Raw genomic sequence first — 20313 nt, forward strand, 5'->3', positions numbered from 1 at the left:
TTAGGAGGGACTGCCTTGAGTCATATCAAAGATACGGATTATCTGTTCCTCTCCAGCCGCATCAAGGCCATGGAGAACAGCCTGCTCAGCCGCGACCGCATGGAGGAGCTCTTAGAGAGCCGCAGCGAGGAGGAAATTGCCAAGACTCTGGAGGAGTGCGGCTACCCCAAGCTCTCTGCCCAGCGTCCGGAGGAGATGGACGAGGCGCTCTCCGCCGCCCGGCAGGAGATGCTGGAGGATTTGAGCGGTTTTGCGCCGGACAGGCGCTACCTGGAGCTCTTCCGGCTCAAGTACGACTATCACAACCTCAAGGTACTGCTGAAGGCCCAGGCGATGGAGACCGATCCGGGACATATGCTGATGAATCTTGGGCGCGTGGACACAGCGGCCTTGCGCGAGGCAGCGGAGTCCGGGGAACTGGACGAGCTGCCGCAGGCCCTGGCGGAAGGGTATGTTGAGGCAAAAGAAGTGCTCCAGACCACCGGCGACCCCCAGTTGAGCGACGTGGTGCTGGACAGGCGCTGCTATAAGGAGATGCGCGACCTGGCCCAAGCCACCGGAAGCGGCTTTTTGATGGGCTATGTAAAGGCCATGATCGACGCGGTGAACCTCAGGACCCTGGTCCGCACGCTGCGCATGGGCAAGAGCCCGGAGTTTCTCTCCGGCGTGGTGTTCGAGGGCGGCACGGTTTCTGCGGATGCCGTGTGCGCGCTGGCTGGCGCCGGAGGCAGCGGCATTGGCGAGGCATATGCCTCCACCGTGCTGGCTGAGGCCGCTGAGGCGGGTGCCGCCGCCCTCTCCGGAGGACCGCTGACCCGGTTTGAAAAGCTCTGCGACGACGCGGTCAGCGATTATCTGGCCGACGCCAAATATGTGGCCTTCGGCGAGGCGCCGCTGGTGGGGTATTTGGCCGCCAGGGAAACGGAGTTTACCAACCTGCGCATTTTGCTGATGGGCCGGGCCGCCGGGCTCTCGCCGGAGATTATCCGGGAAAGGCTGCGTGAAGCGTATGTATAGAATTGCTGTGATCGGGGACTGGGAATCGGTGATGGGCTTTCGGGCCCTGGGATTGGATACCTACCCCGTGACATCGCCGGATGAAGCAAGGGAGCTCATTCACCGCCTGGCCAAAGAGGACTGCGCGGTGATCTACCTCACCGAGCAGCTGGCCGCCGGATTGACGGCTGAGATTGCCCGGTACAAGGATGAGCTCCGTCCGGCCATCATCCTCATCCCCGGGCGGGAGGGCTCCCTTGGCATCGGAAAGGAGAGCCTCCAGCGGGCCATTGAACGCGCCGTGGGCGCGGATATCCTGTGAGAAGCGTTCCTTCTGGCGAATCTATCCTGAAAGAAGGTTTTCGTATTGAGTGGTAAAGTTGTAAAAGTGTCCGGCCCGCTGGTGGTTGCCACCGGCCTCTCGGACGCAAATATGTCCGACGTGGTCCGGGTGGGCCCGCAGCGGCTGATCGGTGAAATCCTGACGATGAACGGCGACTCCGCCTCCATCCAGGTCTATGAGGAGACCTCGGGCCTTGGCCCCGGCGCCGAGGTGGAGACCACCGGCTACCCCATGAGCGTGGAGCTGGGCCCCGGCATGATCGAGGGCATCTACGACGGCATCCAGCGCCCGCTGGAAAAGATCGTGGAGAAGGTGGGCGCCTGCATCACCCGCGGCGTGGAAGTGCCTGCGCTGGATCATGAGAAGAAGTGGGAGTTCACCGCCGTGGTGGAGCCCGGGGCCAAGGTGACCGGCGGCGACATCATCGGCACAGTGCCCGAGACGCCGGTGGTGCTGCACAAGGTCATGGTGCCTCCCTATCTGAGCGGCACCATCACCAAAATCCAGAGCGGCTCCTTCACAGTGCTGGAGCCGGTGGCCACGCTGCGCAAAGAGGACGGCAGCGAGGTGGAGCTGACCATGGCCCAGAAGTGGCCCGTCCGCACCGGCCGCCCCTATCAGCACAAGTATCCGCCGGTCAGGCCTTTGTGCTCCGGCCAGCGCGTGATCGACACCATGTTCCCCATTGCCAAGGGCGGCACTGCCGCCGTCCCCGGCCCCTTCGGCTCCGGCAAGACGGTGGTGCAGCATCAGCTGGCCAAGTGGTCCGACGTGGACATCGTGATCTACATCGGCTGCGGCGAACGGGGCAATGAGATGACCGACGTGCTCCGGGAGTTCCCGGAGCTGAAGGACCCCCGCACCGGCGAATCGCTGATGAAGCGCACGGTGCTCATCGCAAACACCTCCGATATGCCTGTGGCCGCCCGTGAGGCCAGCGTGTACACCGGTATCACCATCGCCGAGTACTTCCGGGATATGGGCTACGACGTGGCCGTCATCGCCGACTCCACCTCCCGCTGGGCTGAGGCGCTGCGTGAGATGTCCGGCCGCCTGGAGGAGATGCCCGGTGAAGAGGGCTATCCGGCCTACCTCGCCTCCCGGCTTGCCCAGTTCTATGAGCGCGCCGGCAGCGTGGAGTGCATCGGCTCCGACGACCGCCGGGGCAGCCTGACCGCCGTGGGCGCCGTGTCCCCTCCCGGCGGCGACCTCTCCGAGCCTGTGTCCCAGGCCACCATGCGGATTGTCAAGGTGTTCTGGGCACTGGATGCCCAGTTGGCCTATAAGCGCCATTTCCCGGCCATCAACTGGCTGAATTCCTACTCGCTGTATCTGGACTCCCTGAAGCCCTGGTTCGACGAGAACTTAGGGAAGGAGTTCATGGCCAACCGTGCCGCCGCCATGAAGCTGCTCCAGAGCGAGGCAAGCCTGAACGAAATCGTCCAGCTGGTGGGCAAGGACGCCCTCTCTCCTGCAGACCAGCTGACGCTGGAGGCCGCCCGCATGGTCCGGGAGGACTTCCTCCAGCAAAACGCCTTTGTGGACGTGGACGGCTTCTCCTCCTATGACCGGCAGGAAAAGCTTCTGAGCCTGATTCTGAACTACGATGCGCTGTGCCGCGCTGCCATTGCCAAGGGCGCGCCCGCTGCCAAGCTCTTTGATATCCCGGCCCGTGAGAAGATCGGCCGCGCCAAGAGCGTGGAGGTCGACGAATATGCCCAGGCCTATGCAGCCATTGAGACGGAGATGGAGCAGGAGATCAACGCCATTGTGGACGAGGGAGGTGAGGACCAGTGATTCGCGAATATCGTACCATCCAGGAGATCGCCAGCCCGCTGATGATGGTCCGCATGGTGGAGAACGTCACCTACGACGAACTGGTGGAAGTGGAACTGCCCGACGGCGGCATCCGCCGCGGCAAGGTGCTGGAGGTCAACGGCGACACCGCCGTGGTGCAGCTTTTTGAGTCTGCCCAGGGCATCAACCTGGCCCAGTCCAAGGTCCGCTTTTTGGGCCATCCGCTGCAGTTGGGCGTGTCCGGCGACATGCTGGGCCGAGTGTTCAACGGCATGGGCCAGCCCATCGACGGCGGCCCCGACATCCTGGCGGAGGAGTACCGGGACATCAACGGCCTTCCCATGAACCCCGCCGCCCGGGACTACCCCAATGAGTTCATCCAGACCGGCGTTTCCACCATCGACGGCCTGAACACCCTGGTTCGCGGCCAGAAGCTGCCCATTTTCTCCGGGTCCGGCCTGCCCCACGCCAACCTGGCCGCCCAGATCGCCCGCCAGGCCAAGGTGTTGGGTGACGACGGCTCCAACTTCGCCGTGGTCTTCGCCGCCATCGGCATCACCTTTGAGGAATCTGAGTTCTTTGTCAGCGAGTTCCGCCGCACCGGCGCCATCGACCGCACCGTGCTCTTTTCCAACCTGGCCAACGACCCGGCCGTGGAGCGCATCTCCACGCCCCGCATGGCGCTGACCGCTGCCGAATATCTGGCCTTTGAAAAGGGCATGCACGTGCTGGTCATCATGACGGATATCACCAACTACGCCGAGGCGCTGCGCGAGGTCTCCGCGGCCAAGAAGGAAGTGCCCGGCCGCCGCGGCTTCCCAGGCTACCTGTACACGGACCTTGCCACCATGTATGAGCGGGCCGGCCGCCGTCTTGGGTGCCCCGGCTCCATCACCATGATCCCCATCCTGACCATGCCAGAGGACGACAAGACCCACCCCATCCCCGACCTGACGGGCTATATCACCGAGGGCCAGATCATCCTGAGCCGTGAGCTCTTCCGCAAGGGCATCAATCCCCCTGTGGATGTGCTGCCCTCCCTGAGCCGTCTGAAGGATAAGGGCATCGGCGAGGGCAAGACCAGGGAGGATCACGCCGACACCATGAACCAGCTCTTTGCCGCCTATTCCACCGGCAAGGACAACAAGGAGCTGATGAGCATTTTGGGCGAGGCCGCGCTGACGCCCACGGACCTGCTGTTTGCCAAGTTCGCCGACGAGTTTGAGCGGCGCTATGTGAACCAGGGCTATGATGAAAACCGCTCCATCCAGGAGACGCTGGACCTGGGCTGGGAGCTGCTGAGCATCCTGCCCACCTCGGAGCTGAAACGGATCAAACAAAAGCACATCGATAAGTATCTGCCGAAAAAAGAACAGTAAGGAGTGGGAGCATGCCGAAGATCAATGTGAACCCCACCCGAATGGAGCTGACCCGGCTGAAAGGAAAGCTCCGCACCGCCCAGCGGGGCCACAAGCTGCTCAAGGATAAGCGGGATGAGCTGATGAAGCAGTTCCTGGACACGGTTCGGGAGGTCAAGGACCTGCGCGCCAAGGTGGAGGAGGAACTGATGACGGTCCACGGCTCCTTCACCGTGGCCTCGGCCCTCATGTCCTCCGAGGCGCTGGAGCAGGCTTTGATGTACCCCAAGCAGAGCGTGGAGCTGTCCATGACGTTCAAAAACATCATGTCGGTCAACGTGCCGGTCTATGAGTTCCGCACCAAGACCCAATCGGACAGCGACATATACCCCTATGGCTTTGCGGCCACCTCCGGCGAGTTAGACACCGCTGTGGACGCCTTGGGGCGGGTATTTCAGGATATGCTGAAGCTGGCGCAGATCGAAAAGTCCGCTCAGCTGATGGCCGAGGAGATCGAAAAGACCCGCCGCCGCGTCAACGCCCTGGAGTATGTGATGATTCCCGACACCCAGGAGACCATCCGCTATATCACCATGAAGTTAGATGAAAACGACAGGGCCACCACCACCCGGCTGATGAAGGTGAAGGATATGCTGCTGAAAGAGGCCATTGAGGAGCAGCGTGCCCGGGACGAGGCCGCCCTGCGGGAATTCCGGAATGCATAGGAGGCGGATGAAGCGGATTTTGATCGCCGGCCCTCAGCCGGACGACGCCTTTGGCTCGGTGAGGGCAGTTTCAGACGCTGTTTTGCGCTTTCTGCCCGGTGTGGAGCGTTTGATTTCCCTAAATCCGGAGGAACTTGATTCCTGTGATGGGATGATCCTGCCCGGCGGAGTCCCCGATGTGGACCCCGCGCTCTACGCAGAGGAAAATCAGGGCAGTCGTGGCGTGAACCCGGCGCTGGACCAGGCGCAGCTGCGAATGCTGGACCGGGCGGTGGAGCTTGCCATTCCCGTGCTTGGTATCTGCCGCGGGTATCAGCTGATGAACGTCCATTTCGGAGGCAGCCTGGTGCAGGATGGGAAGACCAATGGGATTCACCGTGGGGGCGCCAGGGGAGAGGACCTCCACGGCGCATACTCCCTGCCGGGCACTTGGCTGGAGCGTCTCTACGGCCCCAAAACCGTGGTCAACACGCTGCATCACCAGTCCATCAAGCGGCTGGCCCCGGAATTTGCCTTGTGCCAGGTCTGGTTTGACGATGCGGTCTCTCCGGAGCGGAGGCGCTTTCTCTGTGCGGAACTCAGCCGGGGCTCGGAGGAGGACTACACGGAGGAGTGCACGGTAGAGGGAATCTGCCACCGGTCGCTGCCGCTAATCGGCGTACAGTGGCACCCTGAACTGCTGAGCCCGGATGGAAAGGGTACTGCGGAACCGGAGAAGCTGTTTTTGTATTTTGCCGGATTAAAATAGTCGGCTCCGGGCGCAGTGAAACAAAAATTTCTCTGAATCAGTTAAAAAAATTAAGCCGCTTTCAGCGGCTCAATTTTTTTAACGATGGAAAGCGTCTTTTTCTGAAAATCTTTGTTTTCCCCCTATGCAAAACGGGGAAAATACGGTAAAATACGTTTGTATGTGATTTTAAAGGTTCGGAGGTTATAGGACATGGACACTCCCATATACAAGCGTGTGCTGCTGAAGATCAGCGGGGAAGCGCTGGCCGGGGACAAACATTCCGGCTTGGATTTTGAGGTCATCGGCCGGGTATGCGATTCCATCCAAGAGTGTGTGAAGATGGGCGTTCAGGTGGGACTGGTGGTCGGCGGCGGCAACTTCTGGCGGGGCGTCAAGGACGGCGGCGGTCGGATGGAGCGTACAAGGGCCGACCACATGGGCATGATGGCCACTGTGCTCAACTGCCTTGCGGTGGCGGACGTGCTGGAGCAAAAGGGCGTGGACGTCCGGGTGCAGACCGCCATTGAGATGCGGGCCATCGCCGAGCCCTACATCCGCTCCAAGGCCATCCGCCACCTGGAAAAGGGCCGGGTGGTGATCTTTGGCTGCGGCACAGGAAACCCCTTCTTCTCCACGGATACGGCCGCGGTGCTGCGTGCTGCGGAGATCGGAGCGGAAGTGATCCTGCTGGCAAAGAACATCGATGGGGTGTACTCCGCTGACCCCATGAAGGACCCGAAGGCCGTCAAGTACGATTTTATCACCTATGACGACGTGCTGGCCCAGCATCTCCAGGTAATGGATTCCACTGCCACATCGCTGTCCATGGACAATCATATTCCGGTCCTGCTGTTTGCCCTGAAGGATCCACATAATATCGTCCGCGTTGTCTGCGGAGAGAAAATCGGCACAATTGTGAAGGAGGCATAACCATGTTAAAAGAGGAATACAAGGTCTATGAGGAAAAAATGAAGAAGAGCATCGAGTCTGTCAGCGCAGACTTTGCTTCCGTCCGCGCCGGCCGGGCCAACGCCGCTGTGCTGGACCGCATCAGCGTGGACTATTACGGCACGCCCACCCCCATTCAGCAGATTGCGTCCATTGCCTCTCCCGATCCACGCTCCCTGGTGATCCAGCCCTGGGACGCCTCTGCGGTGAAGGCCATTGAAAAGGCCATTCAGAACTCCGACCTGGGCATCAACCCCCAGAACGACGGCAAGAGCATCCGTTTGAACTTCCCCCAGCTCACCGAGGAGCGCCGCAAGGAACTGGTGAAGCAGATCCACAAGTATTCCGAGGGCGGCAAGGTGGCGGTGCGCAACATCCGCCGGGACGCCATGGACCACTTTAAGAAGCTGGAGAAGTCCTCCGAGATCACGGAAGATGAGATGAAGCAGGTGGAGAAGGACCTGCAGAAGCTCACCGACGACAGCTGTAAGGAGATCGACAGGCTTCTGGAGAAAAAAGAAAAGGAACTGATGGCGGTCTGATGGCGGAGTTTCTATCAAATGACAGGGCGGGGCAGGTGGACTTGGGCCGCCTGCCCTGCCATATTGCGATTATTATGGACGGCAACGGCCGCTGGGCAAGGCGGCGGGGCCTGCCCCGCACCGCAGGGCACAAGGTGGGCGCCGAAAACTTCCGGAAAATCGCCACGCACTGCAAGAACCTGGGCGTCAAATACCTGACGGTCTACGCCTTCTCCACGGAGAACTGGAAGCGGTCGGAAGACGAGGTTGGCGTTATCATGGGACTTTTGAAGCGCTACCTTCTTGAGGCCATCGACACCATGGAACGGGACGACATCCGGCTCCGGTTTTTTGGGGACCTCAGCCGAATCTCCCCGGAGCTACAGTCTCTGGTGGATCGAACCAACCGGATTTCCGCTCACCTCAGTGCGGAGGATTTCCAGGCCAATATCTGCCTCAACTACGGCGGGCGGGATGAGATTTTGCGGGCAGTACGCCGCTTTGCCTCCGACTGCGCAGCGGGCAAACGGGAGGCGGAGGAGCTGAACGAATCCCTGTTCTCCGCCTATCTGGACTCTGGCGGTATCCCAGACCCGGAACTGATCATCCGGCCCAGCGGGGAGCTGCGGTTGAGCAATTTCCTGCTGTGGCAGTGTGCCTATTCTGAATTTTATTTCACCGATACGCTTTGGCCGGATTTCACCGAGTCCCAGTTGGACGAGGCCATTGCTGATTATCAGCACAGGGACCGCCGGTTCGGTGGTGTAAAGCGAAATTACTTTTCATATTTATGAGGGAGTTTGTATGAAAGCAAGGATTTTGGTGGCCGTGGTGGGCATTCCCTTTTTGCTTCTGATACTGGCGTGGGCGCCCTCCTGGGCCACCTTGGTGCTGGTCTCGGCCATGTGCGTCATTGGAGCCTATGAGCTGATGCACGCGGTGTTGGGGGAGAGGGGAAAGTCAACCAGGGATCCCGTGGTTTGGGCGGTCCTCTGGGCGGCGCTGCTCTTTTCCGCCTGGCCCTTTGAACGTGATTCCCTCATCCGGTTTTGGGGGGATCAGCCTGAGTGGTTCCAGGATATTTTGCAGCGGGGAGACAGCATCGTGGCCCTGCTTGCCTTGATGTTCATCACAGTGCTGTTCTTCAACGCCATCTTCTACTATGGGAAGGAGAAGCAGGTCTCCTTCGGCGAGGTGGCGGCGGCCATCTTCGCGGGCATGGTGTTTCCCACGATGCTCTCCTGCCTGCTGCGGCTGCGGTTGATGGAACAGGGGCAGGCGTGGGTCTTTGTGCCGCTGTGCATCTCCTTCGGCAGCGACACCTTCGCGCTATTCGCAGGAATGCTGTTTGGAAAACACAAGTTAGCGCCCCATGTGAGCCCCAAAAAAACGGTGGAGGGCGGCGTCGGAGGCCTTTTGGGCGGTGTGATCGGCATGACGCTCTTCAAGCTGATTACCGACACGATGCAGTTTACCTTAACCAGCGAGCCTTCCGTGGCGGCTCAGGCGGGCCTGGGACTCAGTTGGACGTGGGTGATCGTGCTGGGCTTGGTGGGCAGTGTGATCAGCCAGATCGGTGATCTGAGCTTTTCAGTCATCAAGCGGGAATTCGGCGTAAAGGACTACGGCAATCTGCTGCCCGGCCACGGTGGAATTTTAGACCGGTTTGACAGCGTGACGTTTGTGGCGCCTTTTGTCTGGGCCCTTTTGAGCTGGAAGATGAGTTGGTGAGGTAAGATGAGCAAAGTAATTTCTGTGCTGGGCTCCACCGGCTCCATCGGCCGCCAGACCCTGGATGTGGCCGGACAGCTGGGCCTTCCAGTGGCTGCCCTGGCCACGAATCGGAATATTGCTCTGTTGGAGCAGCAGACGCGGCAGTTCCGGCCGCGTCTTGCTGTGGTTTATGAGGAAGCCTCGGCGGAGCAGTTCCGCAGCCGGGTGAAGGACTTGGAGGTAAAGGTCCTCTCCGGAATGGAGGGGCTCATAGAGGCCGCGTCGATCAAAGAGGCGGACACGGTGGTGACAGCCGTGGTGGGCATGGTGGGCCTTCGCCCCACGCTGGCCGCCATTGAGCAGGGAAAGCGGATCGCATTTGCCAACAAGGAGACACTGGTGTGCGCCGGGGAGCTGGTCATGGACGCCGCGTACCGCCATGGGGCAGAGGTAGTTCCCGTGGACAGCGAGCACTCGGCCATCTTTCAGTGTCTTCAGGGCTGCCGGGACCGCCGGGAGCTCCGCCGTCTGATCCTGACCTGTTCAGGCGGTCCCTTTTATGGGAAAAATTCAGAAGAATTAAAGGAAATGACAAGGGAAGATGCTTTACGGCATCCGAACTGGAAGATGGGCCCTAAAATCACAGTGGACTGTGCAACGCTGATGAACAAAGGGTTGGAAGTCATCGAGGCAATGCGGCTTTACCGCCTGCCCCTTTCCCAGGTGGACGTGGTGATTCACCGCCAAAGCATTGTCCACTCCCTGGTGGAGTACCGGGACGGTGCGGTGCTGGCCCAGTTGGGGACGCCGGATATGCGTTTGCCCATCCGATATGCACTGACCTATCCCTGCCGCGGTGAAAACCCAGAACCGCCTCTGGATCTGCTCTCCTGTCCGCCGCTGACCTTTGCACCGCCGGATTTGGAGTCCTTTCCCTGCCTGCGCCTGGCCATGGAGGCGGCACAGGAGGGAGGCACTGCCTGCGCGGTGCTCAACGGAGCCAATGAGGAGGCGGTGGGGCTTTTCCTAAAGGGGGAAATCGGCTTCACGGAAATTCCCGAACTGGTGGAATCCGCCCGGAGAAGCGTTTTGGTGAAATGGAATGCCTCCCTGGAGGATATACTGGAAGCAGACAGGTGCGCACGGGCAGCTGTACTTGGCAGACAATGAGGTAATAGAATGGTTTATATCTTAGCGGCAATTCTCATCTTCGGCATTCTGATTGCGGTCCATGAGCTGGGCCATTTCCTTTCGGCAAAGGCCTGCGGCGTGCGGGTCAATGAGTTTTCCATCGGCATGGGCCCCGCGATTTTCCATAAGAAAAAAGGGGAGACGGAGTACTCCCTTCGCATATTGCCCATTGGCGGCTACTGCGCCATGGAGGGGGAAGAGGAGGACTCCGAAGACCCCCATGCGCTGAACAACCAGGGATTTTGGAAAAAGGTTCTGATATTTGCCGCCGGCGCCATCATGAACTTCATAGCAGGCTTTTTGATCATCATGATCCTCTACTCCTCCGCAGGCGCCTTCCGGCTGCCGGTGGTCAGCGGCTTTGCCCCCGAATTTACCGCGGAAGGGGAGACGGGGCTTCAGGAGGGCGACCGGATTCTGTCCATCGACGGAGAGCGGATCTATGTCTATTCCGACATCCCTCTGTTCCTGGGCCGTGGTGACGACAACACCTATGAACTGCGGATTCTCCGGGACGGGGAGAAGATAAACCTTACGCTTACCCTGCCCTATCAGGAGTACACCGGAACCGAGGGGGAGACCTATCAGGGATATGGGCTCTACTTCGGCGTGCTGGAGGAGGGTACGCCGCTTGCCAAGCTGAAATACAGCTGGCTCAATGCGGTGGATTTTGTGCGCATTGTCCGCTACAGCCTGGTGGAGCTTGTCACCGGAGGGGCTTCCGTAAAGGACCTCAGCGGCCCTGTGGGAATCGTCAGCACCATCACCCAGGTGGGGGAGGACGCTTCCTCCTGGCGGGACGCGCTGGACAACATTCTCTATTTTGCGGCGCTGATTGCTGTCAACTTAGCGGTGATGAACCTGCTGCCCCTGCCGGCTTTGGACGGAGGAAAAATCTTCTTCCTGGTGGTCAACACCCTGTCGCAGCATCTTCTGCACAGGCAGATTCCGGCCAAATATGAAAACTATATCCATGCGGCCGGGTTCGCCCTGCTGATGGTGCTGATGCTGTTTGTGACATTCAACGATGTCGTAAAACTGTTCCAATGAGGTGACGTATGACAAAACAGCTTCGAGTGGGCAATGTGCTGGTGGGCGGCGGCGCCCCGGTGTCCATCCAGTCCATGTGCAATACAGATACCCGCGATGTGGCGGCCACGGTGGCCCAGATCCATCGCTTGGAAGAGGCTGGGTGCGAGATCATCCGCGTGGCCATTCCCGACGAGGCAGCGGCCCGGTCGGTGGACCGGATCAAGGAGCAAATCTCCATTCCGCTGGTGGCCGACATCCACTTTAACTACCGCTATGCCCTGGAGTGCGCCCAGCGGGGCATCGACGCCATCCGCATCAACCCGGGCAACATCGGCGGCGGGGAGAAGGTGCGGGCGGTGGCGGAGCTCTGCCGCCAAAAGGGGATTCCCATCCGCATCGGAGTCAACGGAGGCTCTCTTGAAAAGGAGCTGCGCCAAAAATACAACGGCGTCACCGCCGAGGCGCTGGTGGAAAGCGCCATGGGGCATGTGGCGCTGCTCAACCAATTTGACTTTGACGACATCTGCATCAGTGTAAAATGCTCCGACGTGCCCCTGACGATGGCCGCCTACCGGCTGCTCAGCGAGCGGACGGACTACCCGCTGCACCTTGGAGTCACGGAGGCGGGCACGCCTTCCATGGGAATGGTGAAATCTGCCATCGGCATCGGCGGGCTGCTGTGCCTCGGCATCGGGGACACCATCCGGGTGACGCTGACAGCGGACCCTGTGGAGGAAGTCTATGCGGCCCAAAAGATACTCAGGGCCGCCGGGCTGCGGACCTCCGGCGTCAACCTGATCGCCTGCCCCACCTGTGGCCGCACCCGGATCGACCTGATCCCGATTGCGGAAGAGGTGGAACGGAGGCTTAAAAACTGTCCGAAAAACATCACCGTGGCGGTGATGGGCTGTGCGGTCAACGGGCCCGGGGAGGCCTCGGCCGCGGACATCGGCATTGCCGGAGGCAATGGGGAGGGGCTTCTTTTCCGAAAAGGAAAAATCCTTTACAAGGTACCGCAGGAGCAGCTTGTGGATGCCCTGATGAAAGAGATTGAACTGCTGTAACGACATCAATGCAAAAGAGGAAGATCAATGGCTCAAAAGATCCCATTTTTTGATATGTTTGCCGACCTGACGCCGCCCCGGGAGCTTCACCTGAAGCTCTACGGCTCCTATCTGAGCGGCGCGGTCATAGACCAGTCCCTGCGGAGCATCACCCTCCAGCTGGTGACGGAGGTGGAGCTGTGTGGGAAAGAGATATCCGACCTTCAGGAGATGATCGCCAGAGTCTACGGCTTCAGCGAGGTGAAGATCGACGCCTCCTGCCAGCGCCCCGCCCCCAAGTCAAACGCCAAATCCGGCGCCAAGGGTGGAAAAGCGCCCTCCCAGATTCTCCTGGGCAGCGTCATCAAGGGAAGCCCTGTCCCCATGGAGGGGCTGAATCCGAAGATGGGCACCGTCACCGTGGAGGGGAAGGTGTTTTTCGCCGACTGCCATGAGACCCGCCGCCCCGGCGTCTGGAGCCTGAGCTTTGACATGACCGATTTCCAGAATTCCGTCACCGTCCGGAAGATGCTGCGGGATCAGGAAGTGGAGCAGCTCAAGGATGCCATTTCGCCCGGGATGTGGCTGAGGGTGCAGGGAAAAATGGAGCTGACCTACGACGGCCGGGACGTGCAGCTCAACCCCTACTGCATCAATGTGGTGGAGCATGCCCAGCGGCAGGACACAGCGCCGGATAAGCGGGTGGAGCTTCATTTACATACCAAGATGTCCAATATGGACGCGCTCACTGACACCAAGGAAGTGGTGAAGGAGGCCATCCGCTGGGGCCATCCGGCCATTGCCATCACCGACCACGGCGTGGCGCAGTCCTTTCCGGACGCCGCTAAGGCGGCCGGGGACAAGATCAAGGTCATCTACGGCGTGGAAGGGTATTTTATCAACAACCTGGACGACCGCATCGCCATCCACGGGACGCAGCGCTGCGCCTTTGACGGGGAGTTCGTCTGCTTTGACATCGAGACCACGGGGCTGAAGGTGATGCAGGAGGCCATTACGGAGATCGGCGCCGTGGTACTGCGCAACGGTGAGGTCTGCGAGCGGTTCCAGACCTTTGTCAACCCCAACCGCCGCCTGACACCTGAGATCGTGGGGCTGACCGGCATCACCGACGACATGCTCAGGGATGCCCCGCAGCTCAAAGAGGCGCTGAGCGCATTTTTGAACTTTGTGGATGGGCGGCCCTTGGCGGCCCATAACGCGGAATTTGACATCAGCTTTATCCGGGAGGGCTGCCGGAGGGTGGGGCTCCCGTTCCAGCCCACCTATGTGGACTCTCTGATCCTGGCGCAGAACCTGCTGCCGGAGCTGGGGAAATACAAGTTGGACATCGTGGCCGAGGCGCTGAAGCTTCCGGCCTTCAACCACCACCGGGCCAGCGACGACGCGGCGACGGTGGCCTACATGCTTATCCCCTTCTTTGAGATGCTGAAAGGGAAGGGCCTCAGCGACATCCAGGAGGTAAACAGCGAGATGGCCAGGCTGCGGCCCTTGGGGAAGAAGGTCAACCGCCAGCCCAAGCACATCATATTGCTGGCCAAGAACAAGGCGGGACTCAAGAACCTCTATCAGCTGATCTCCGCCTCCAACCTCAAATACTTCAAGCGTGTGCCCACCATTCCCAAGAGTGAGCTGATCGCCCACCGGGAGGGACTGATCATCGGCTCCGCCTGCGAGGCGGGGGAGCTGTTCCGGGCCGTGGTGGACCACAAGGACTGGGACGAGCTCAAGCGGATCGCCTCCTTCTACGACTACCTGGAAATACAGCCCCTTTGCAACAACCAGTTCATGCTGCGCAACGGGACCGTGCGGACGGAGGAGGAGCTGCGGGAGTTCAACCGCACCATCTGCCGCCTTGGCGAGGAGTTGGGCAAGCCCGTCTGTGCCACCGGCGACGTCCACTTCCAGGAGCCGGAGGACGAGGTCTACCGCCACATTTTACTGGCGTCCAAGAAGTTTCCGGATGCCAACGAACCCCTGCCCATCTACTTCAAGACAACGGACGAGATGCTGAGGGAGTTTTCCTATCTGGGAGAGGAGAAGGCTCTGGAGGTGGTGGTGAAAAACCCCCAGGCCATTGCCGATCAGGTGGAGGTCATTGAGCTGCTGCCCAAGGGGCAGCTGTTCCCGCCCCGGCTGGAAAACTCCGAGGAGGATTTGAACCGCCTGGTCTGGGAGAAGGTGCACGCCCTCTATGGCGAGAACCCGCCCCAGCTGATTGTGGACCGCCTGAACGTGGAGTTGGGCGGCATCTTGGGCAAGTATGACGTGGTTTACATGTCCGCCCAGAAGCTGGTCCAGCGGTCCTTGGAAAACGGCTATCTGGTGGGCTCGCGGGGCAGCGTGGGATCGTCCCTGGTGGCCTATATGTCCGGCATTACGGAGGTCAACTCCCTTCCGCCCCACTATCGCTGCCCCAAATGCAGGCACTCTGAGTTCATCCAGGACGGCTCTTACGGCTGCGGCGCAGATATGCCGGATAAAATGTGCCCGGTCTGCGGTGAGCAGTACGTGAAGGACGGCTTTGACATCCCCTTTGAAACCTTTTTGGGCTTTGGCGGCGGCAAGGTACCTGATATCGACCTGAATTTCTCCGGCGAGTACCAGGCCAAGGCCCACCGCCACGCCATTGAGATGTTCGGCGAGACCCAGGTGTTCCGGGCCGGAACCATCGGCACCTTGGCGGAGAAGACTGCCTACGGCTTTGTAAAGAAATACCTGGAGGAAAACGGCATGAGCGCCGGCAGGGCGGAGGAAAACCGCCTGACCTTAGGCTGCGTGGGCACCCGCCGCACCACCGGGCAGCATCCCGGCGGGCTGGTGGTGGTGCCCGACGACATGGACATTGAGGATTTCTGCCCGGTCCAGCACCCGGCGGACGACCCCAACAGCGACACGGTCACCACCCATTTTGAATATCACTGCATGGAGGATAACCTCCTGAAGTTAGACATGCTGGGGCACGATGATCCCACCATGGTGCGCATGATGCAGGACCTGACCGGTGTGGACCCCCACGGCATCCCGTTGGACGACCCGGACACCATGTCCATCTTCACCTCAAGCAAGGTACTGGGGTATGAAGACGACGAAATCCTGGGCCCCACCGGCGCAGTGGCCATTCCGGAGTTCAACACCCGCTTCACCCGTCAGATGCTGGTGGACACCCAGCCCAAGGACTTCAACACCCTGGTGCGGCTGTCCGGCTTCTCCCACGGCACCGACGTGTGGCTGGGCAACGCCCGGGAGCTGATCGTCAGCGGAACGGCCTCCGTTCTGGAGACGGTGGGCTGCCGCGACGACATCATGCTTTACCTGATCTCCAAGGGCCTGGAGGCCAAGATGTCCTTTAAGATCATGGAGTCCGTCCGTAAGGGGAAGGTGAAGAAGAACGGCTTTGAGGACGGCTGGGTGGAGGCTATGGAGTCCCACGGCGTACCGGCGTGGTACATCGACTCCCTTGCCAAGATCGGCTACCTCTTTCCCAAGGCCCACGCAGTGGCTTACGTAATGATGGCCTTCCGCATCGCGTGGTACAAAGTCCATGAGCCGCTGGCCTTCTATGCCACCTTTTTCTCGGTCCGTGCCAAGGCCTTTGACGCGGAGTATTGCTGCGCCGGGCTGGACGCGGTGAAGAAAAAGATCCGGGAGATCGAAAACAACAAGGACGCCACGGCGGTGGAGCAGGACCTGCTGACCACCCTGGAGGTGTGCTATGAGTTTTATCTCCGGGGCTTCCACTTTGACACCATCAACATCTATGAATCCGACGCCACCAAGTTCAAGGTGGTGGAAAACGGGCTGCTGCCGCCCTTCACCTCCGTCCACGGCCTGGGCGAGGCCGCGGCGCTGGATACCGTGGAGAAACGGAAGGGAAAGCACTTCATCTCCATTGAGGAGTTCTCCATGTGCTGCAACAAGCTGTCCAAGACCCACATCGAACAGCTGAGGGGACTGGGTGCGTTTGCGGGCATGGCAGAAACCAGCCAGATTACCCTCTTTTAATGAAAAGGAAGCCGCTTATCAAAAGCGGCTTCCTTTTTTGACAACGGATTACCGGGAGTAGACGACCTTGCCGCCCAGGATGGTGTGATCCACCAGAATGTCCTGCAGCGCCTCGGGGTCCACGGCAAAGGGGTCTTTGTCCAAAACCGCCATGTCCGCCAGCTTGCCCTCGGTGATGGTGCCCTTGCGCTGATCTTCAAAGGCGGAGTAGGCGCCATTGATGGTGAAGAACCTCAGTGCCTCCTCCACCGTGACCGCCTGGTCGGCGTTCCAGGGCTCCGGCGGATTGTGGTCCACGTTGCGGCGGGTGACGATGGCGTAGACGCCCTTGAAGACATTGGGGGTTTCCACCGGGATGTCGGAGGAGCCGGTGATCACCACCCCAAGGTCGGTCAGCGTCCGCCAGGCGTGACAGCTCTTTTCCCGCTCCGCGCCCACGCGGCTCGCCATCATGGGGATGTCGGTGGAGGTGGAGATGGGCTGGGTGTTGATGATCAGGCCCATCTTTGCAATGCGCTCATACTGATCCGGATGGCCCACAAAGCAGTGCACGATCCGGTGACGGTGGTTTTCCTTGGGAGATTCCTTCAAAACCCGCTCGTAAGCGTCCAGCAGCATCTCCAGGGCGCCGTCGCCGATGGCGTGGATACACACCTGCATTCCGGCGTTGTGGGCGGTGAGGATATTTTGGTACAGCTCCTCAGGGGTATAGTAATAGAGCCCCGTATTGCCGGGATCGTCACTGTAGGGCTCGAGCATCCCTGCCGTCCTGGCGCCAAGGGTGCCATCCGACCACTGCTTCATGGGGCCGATGCGGTAAAAATCGTTTCCGTACCCGGTCCGCAGCTCCGGGTATCGGGTGAGGAAGTCCGCGATGTCTCCGGCCTTGGGCAGGGAAATTTTCTGATAGATACGGACCGGGAGGCGGCCTTCGGCGATCAGCTCCTGGTAGGCGTTGTAGATGTCGATGAAGTCCCCGCCATAGCCCAAGTCGTAGGAGTCTTCGGTGTGGATGGAGGTGACGCCGTAGCGCAGAAGGTCGCTGCCGCCGTCCACAATGGCCCGCTTGATCTCGCTCAGATTCTGCTTGGCGGTCTTATTCTTTTTAAACCACTCCAGGGATGCCTCGCGGATCACGCCGTTGGGCAATCCGTCGGTGCCCAGGTCAAACTGGCCGCCTTCAATGTAGGTATCCCTGCTGACGCCGACGCTCTCCAGCGCCGCCGTATTGGCAATGCCGATGTGGCCGCAGGTGCGGATGATGAGGATGGGGTGGGTGCGGGAGACCCGGTCCAGGTCATTTTTGTCCGGAAAGGTCTTCTCGCCGCTGAACAGGTTTTGGTTCCAGCCCCGTCCCATGACCCAGGTTCCCTCCGGAATGTTATGCCGCGCAATGAAATCGGCGCAGCGGGAGACGATCTCCTCCTTGGAGCCCACTCCCTCCAAATTCACCGCGTTGATGGAGCAGCCGTAGGCCACCAGATGGGTGTGGGTGTCGATGAAGCCGGGGACAACCGCCCGGCCGCCAAGGTCCATCACTTGGGTGGAGCCGTCAGCAAGAGTCTCCACCTCTTCATTTGTGCCCACCTTTACGATGGTGTCGCCCTGGACCGCCACCGCTTGGGCAGTTTTGCCGTCCATGGTGTAGACGCGCCCATTTTTCAGGATCAAATCCATTTTCCAATACCTCCTTTGTCATGCCGGGTGTCCGGCCAACAGTATATTAGCAAATTTCGTGCCAAACCGTTGGCCTGCAGCATCAAGGGATTCATGGGGCAGGCGGGCAGAAAGGCAAAAATTTTGCCTGACCAGTGCAAAATTTTTTGCGCTACCCGATCTGGTATTTCTCCATTTTGTACCGCAGGGTTTGGCGGGAGGTCTTCAGCAGCCGGGCGGCGGCGGTAATGCTGCCCGTCGAGCGGAGGGCCTGCTGGATCAACAGCTTTTCATAGGCACCGACAGCCTCCGCCAGCGGTGCGCCGTCGCATAGGCAGCTCTCCTCCTCCGCCGGGGAGTCGAAAAAATACTCTGGAAGGCTTTTGATGGTGATCTGGCCGCTGCATTCCACATTGAAGGCGTGCTCAATGACGTTGCGCAGCTCACGGACATTGCCGGGCCAGGAGTGGCTGAGGAACGCGTGAACTGCCAGGTCGCTGAGCCCCTGTATGGAGCGGCCCAGTTCCTCGTTGAAATGGTCGATGAAGTGGGCGGACAGAGGCAGGATATCCTCTCTGCGCCGGCGCAGGGGAATGAGGGCGATGGGGACCACGCTGATCCGATAGAAGAGGTCACGGCGGAGCTTTCCGCTGCGCAGGACCTCCTGGGGGGACTCGTTCATGGCGCAGATCACCCTGGTGTCCACGGCGATGTCCCGGGTTCCGCCGACCCTGCGGAAGGTATGCTCCTCCAGCGCCTTGAGCAGTTTGGACTGGATGGAGGAGTCCATAGAGTTGATCTCGTCCAAAAAGAGCGTTCCGCCCTCCGCCATCTCAAAGAGGCCCTTCTTCCGCTCCGCACCGGTAAAACTGCCCTTTTCCGTGCCAAAAAAGAGGCTCTCCAAAAGCGTATTCGGGATGGCGGCACAGTTTTGGGCGATGAAGGGCCGGTCCCGGCGGCTGCCGCAGGTGTGGATCGACTCGGCCACCAGTTCCTTTCCCGTGCCGGTCTCGCCGTAGATCAGGACCGGAGACCTGGTCTGGGAAATGCCGGCGATCTGGACCTTGAGCTCTTTCATCTGCTCATTTTCCGTAATGATGTCGGAGAGCTGGTACAATCCGCCATCCTTTCCAGCGCTTTTTTCCCGCTTGGCGCCGTCCCCGTAATAGGAGGAGGCGCAGAGCGCGCCGATCACCTTGCCGTCCACCACGATGGGAAGGGTGGTGCTGACGATATCCACCTGATCCCCTTTGAAATTGGTCAGATGCTGGATGTCGTCGATCCGGGCGGATTTGCTGTGCAGGCACCGCATGATGGTGCTGGTCTCCTCCGTCAGCGTGGGGTAAAGCTCCAATATGTGCTTTCCCACCACCTCGGAGCACTGGTAATAGCGGTTGTTGGACCACTTCCCGTACTCCACATATCCGTCCTTGTCACAAAAGATCAGGGCGTCTGCATTTGCGTATAGGCCCACGGCCTGCTGCATGTAATTGATCAGCATGGGATTACTCCTAACTTCCGCTTATACTGTGGGGATTCCCAATTATTGTAGCGAAGAACAGAGCGGAAAGCAAGACGGTGAAAAAATTCTCTGAACCGGATGGGTGTGGTATTTGCAATAGCGGATATCCTTTTTTTCAGGTAAACTATACTCAGTCACACAATTGAAAAGGAGACTGTCAACATGATGAATGAAACTGTATCCAAGCTGCTCAATCAGCAGGTGAACAAGGAGTTTTACTCCGCCTATCTGTACCTGGATTTCTCCAATTACTATGAGCGCCGCGGCCTGGACGGCTTTGCCAACTGGTACAAGGTGCAGGCCCAGGAGGAGCGGGATCACGCTATGCTCTTCTACCAGTATCTCCAGAACAACAACGAGCTTGTGACACTGGAGGCCATTGAAAAGCCGGACAAGGTGTTCAGCGACGATATGGCTCCGCTGAAGGCCGCGCTGGAGCATGAGGTCTACGTCACCAGCCTCATCAACGGCATCTATGCCGTGGCCTATGAGGTGAAGGATTTCCGCACCATGCAGTTTTTGGACTGGTTTGTCAAGGAGCAGGGCGAGGAGGAGACCAACGCCAACGACCTGATCTCCAAAATGGAGCTCTTCGGCTCCGACCCCAAGAGCCTCTACATGCTCAACAGCGAGCTGGCCGCCAGAGTGTACGCGGCCCCGTCCCTGGTGCTGTAAGCAGAAGGTTGAAAAGAGAGCGCAAAAGCGCTCTCTTTCT

At 59.8% G+C, this 20313-nt stretch carries 17 protein-coding genes; 15 read left to right on the forward strand and 2 right to left on the reverse strand.

The genetic code is table 11. The features are described 5' to 3' along the window. Nucleotides 1-15: 15 nt before the first annotated feature. The 14 genes from H8790_RS05655 (at nucleotide 16) to H8790_RS05720 (ending at nucleotide 16420) form a co-directional block, all read left to right on the forward strand. Nucleotides 16-1017, forward strand: coding sequence for a V-type ATPase subunit (locus H8790_RS05655; protein WP_243208578.1), 1002 nt, complete (start codon nucleotides 16-18; stop codon nucleotides 1015-1017). Beyond that, nucleotides 1010-1318 carry a V-type ATP synthase subunit F gene (locus H8790_RS05660; protein ID WP_187333914.1) on the forward strand — a complete coding sequence of 103 codons (309 nt, stop codon included), beginning with the start codon at nucleotides 1010-1012 and terminating at the stop codon, nucleotides 1316-1318. The genes H8790_RS05655 and H8790_RS05660 overlap by 8 nt, the downstream gene beginning before the upstream one ends. A 45-nt stretch (nucleotides 1319-1363) precedes the next feature. Further along, entirely contained in the window at nucleotides 1364-3136 is a 1773-nt protein-coding gene (locus H8790_RS05665) for a V-type ATP synthase subunit A (RefSeq protein WP_187333915.1), read from the forward strand. Then, complete coding sequence (locus H8790_RS05670; RefSeq protein WP_187333916.1) at nucleotides 3133-4515, forward strand: V-type ATP synthase subunit B; 1383 nt, start codon at nucleotides 3133-3135, stop codon at nucleotides 4513-4515. Before H8790_RS05665 ends, H8790_RS05670 begins: the two co-directional genes overlap by 4 nt. Nucleotides 4516-4526: 11 nt before the next feature. Next, nucleotides 4527-5219: a V-type ATP synthase subunit D gene (locus tag H8790_RS05675; RefSeq protein WP_187333917.1), complete on the forward strand. Its 693-nt coding sequence runs from the start codon at nucleotides 4527-4529 to the stop codon at nucleotides 5217-5219. 7 nt (nucleotides 5220-5226) lie between these two features. Beyond that, the gene (locus H8790_RS05680) at nucleotides 5227-5967 is read left to right on the forward strand and encodes a gamma-glutamyl-gamma-aminobutyrate hydrolase family protein (RefSeq protein WP_187333918.1); all 741 of its coding nucleotides are present in this window, start codon (nucleotides 5227-5229) and stop codon (nucleotides 5965-5967) included. A gap of 192 nt (nucleotides 5968-6159) precedes the next feature. Continuing rightward, on the forward strand, nucleotides 6160-6879 hold the full coding sequence (gene pyrH, locus H8790_RS05685; RefSeq protein ID WP_187333919.1) for a UMP kinase: 720 nt from the start codon (nucleotides 6160-6162) through the stop codon (nucleotides 6877-6879). A 2-nt stretch (nucleotides 6880-6881) separates the two neighbouring features. Then, the gene (gene frr, locus H8790_RS05690; protein ID WP_187333920.1) at nucleotides 6882-7439 is read left to right on the forward strand and encodes a ribosome recycling factor; all 558 of its coding nucleotides are present in this window, start codon (nucleotides 6882-6884) and stop codon (nucleotides 7437-7439) included. After that, complete coding sequence (locus H8790_RS05695; protein WP_187333921.1) at nucleotides 7439-8212, forward strand: isoprenyl transferase; 774 nt, start codon at nucleotides 7439-7441, stop codon at nucleotides 8210-8212. Before frr ends, H8790_RS05695 begins: the two co-directional genes overlap by 1 nt. Nucleotides 8213-8222: 10 nt before the next feature. Then, on the forward strand, nucleotides 8223-9149 hold the full coding sequence (locus H8790_RS05700; RefSeq protein WP_187333922.1) for a phosphatidate cytidylyltransferase: 927 nt from the start codon (nucleotides 8223-8225) through the stop codon (nucleotides 9147-9149). A 6-nt stretch (nucleotides 9150-9155) separates the two neighbouring features. Further along, on the forward strand, nucleotides 9156-10301 hold the full coding sequence (locus H8790_RS05705; protein WP_187333923.1) for a 1-deoxy-D-xylulose-5-phosphate reductoisomerase: 1146 nt from the start codon (nucleotides 9156-9158) through the stop codon (nucleotides 10299-10301). Nucleotides 10302-10310: 9 nt separating this feature from the next. Beyond that, a complete protein-coding gene (locus H8790_RS05710; protein ID WP_187333924.1) occupies nucleotides 10311-11372 on the forward strand; it encodes a M50 family metallopeptidase in 1062 nt (353 codons plus the stop codon). A gap of 8 nt (nucleotides 11373-11380) precedes the next feature. Continuing rightward, complete coding sequence (ispG, locus tag H8790_RS05715) at nucleotides 11381-12418, forward strand: flavodoxin-dependent (E)-4-hydroxy-3-methylbut-2-enyl-diphosphate synthase (RefSeq protein WP_187333925.1); 1038 nt, start codon at nucleotides 11381-11383, stop codon at nucleotides 12416-12418. A 27-nt stretch (nucleotides 12419-12445) separates the two neighbouring features. Beyond that, nucleotides 12446-16420, forward strand: a complete 3975-nt coding sequence (locus tag H8790_RS05720; protein ID WP_187333926.1) for a PolC-type DNA polymerase III — start codon at nucleotides 12446-12448, stop codon at nucleotides 16418-16420. Nucleotides 16421-16468: 48 nt separating this feature from the next. Here H8790_RS05720 and H8790_RS05725 read toward each other — a convergent pair whose 3' ends face one another. Together H8790_RS05725 and H8790_RS05730 are read right to left on the reverse strand one after the other, a co-directional pair. Further along, complete coding sequence (locus H8790_RS05725; RefSeq protein ID WP_187333927.1) at nucleotides 16469-18097, reverse strand: amidohydrolase; 1629 nt, start codon at nucleotides 18095-18097, stop codon at nucleotides 16469-16471. 151 nt (nucleotides 18098-18248) lie between these two features. Next, a complete protein-coding gene (locus H8790_RS05730; protein WP_187333928.1) occupies nucleotides 18249-19577 on the reverse strand; it encodes a sigma-54 interaction domain-containing protein in 1329 nt (442 codons plus the stop codon). A gap of 183 nt (nucleotides 19578-19760) precedes the next feature. Here H8790_RS05730 and H8790_RS05735 point away from each other — a divergent pair, with 183 nt between their 5' ends. Then, the gene (locus H8790_RS05735) at nucleotides 19761-20273 is read left to right on the forward strand and encodes a ferritin (RefSeq protein ID WP_187333929.1); all 513 of its coding nucleotides are present in this window, start codon (nucleotides 19761-19763) and stop codon (nucleotides 20271-20273) included. Nucleotides 20274-20313 lie beyond the last annotated feature (40 nt).

The organism is Oscillibacter hominis (assembly GCF_014334055.1).
GTDB lineage: Bacteria > Bacillota > Clostridia > Oscillospirales > Oscillospiraceae > Oscillibacter > Oscillibacter hominis.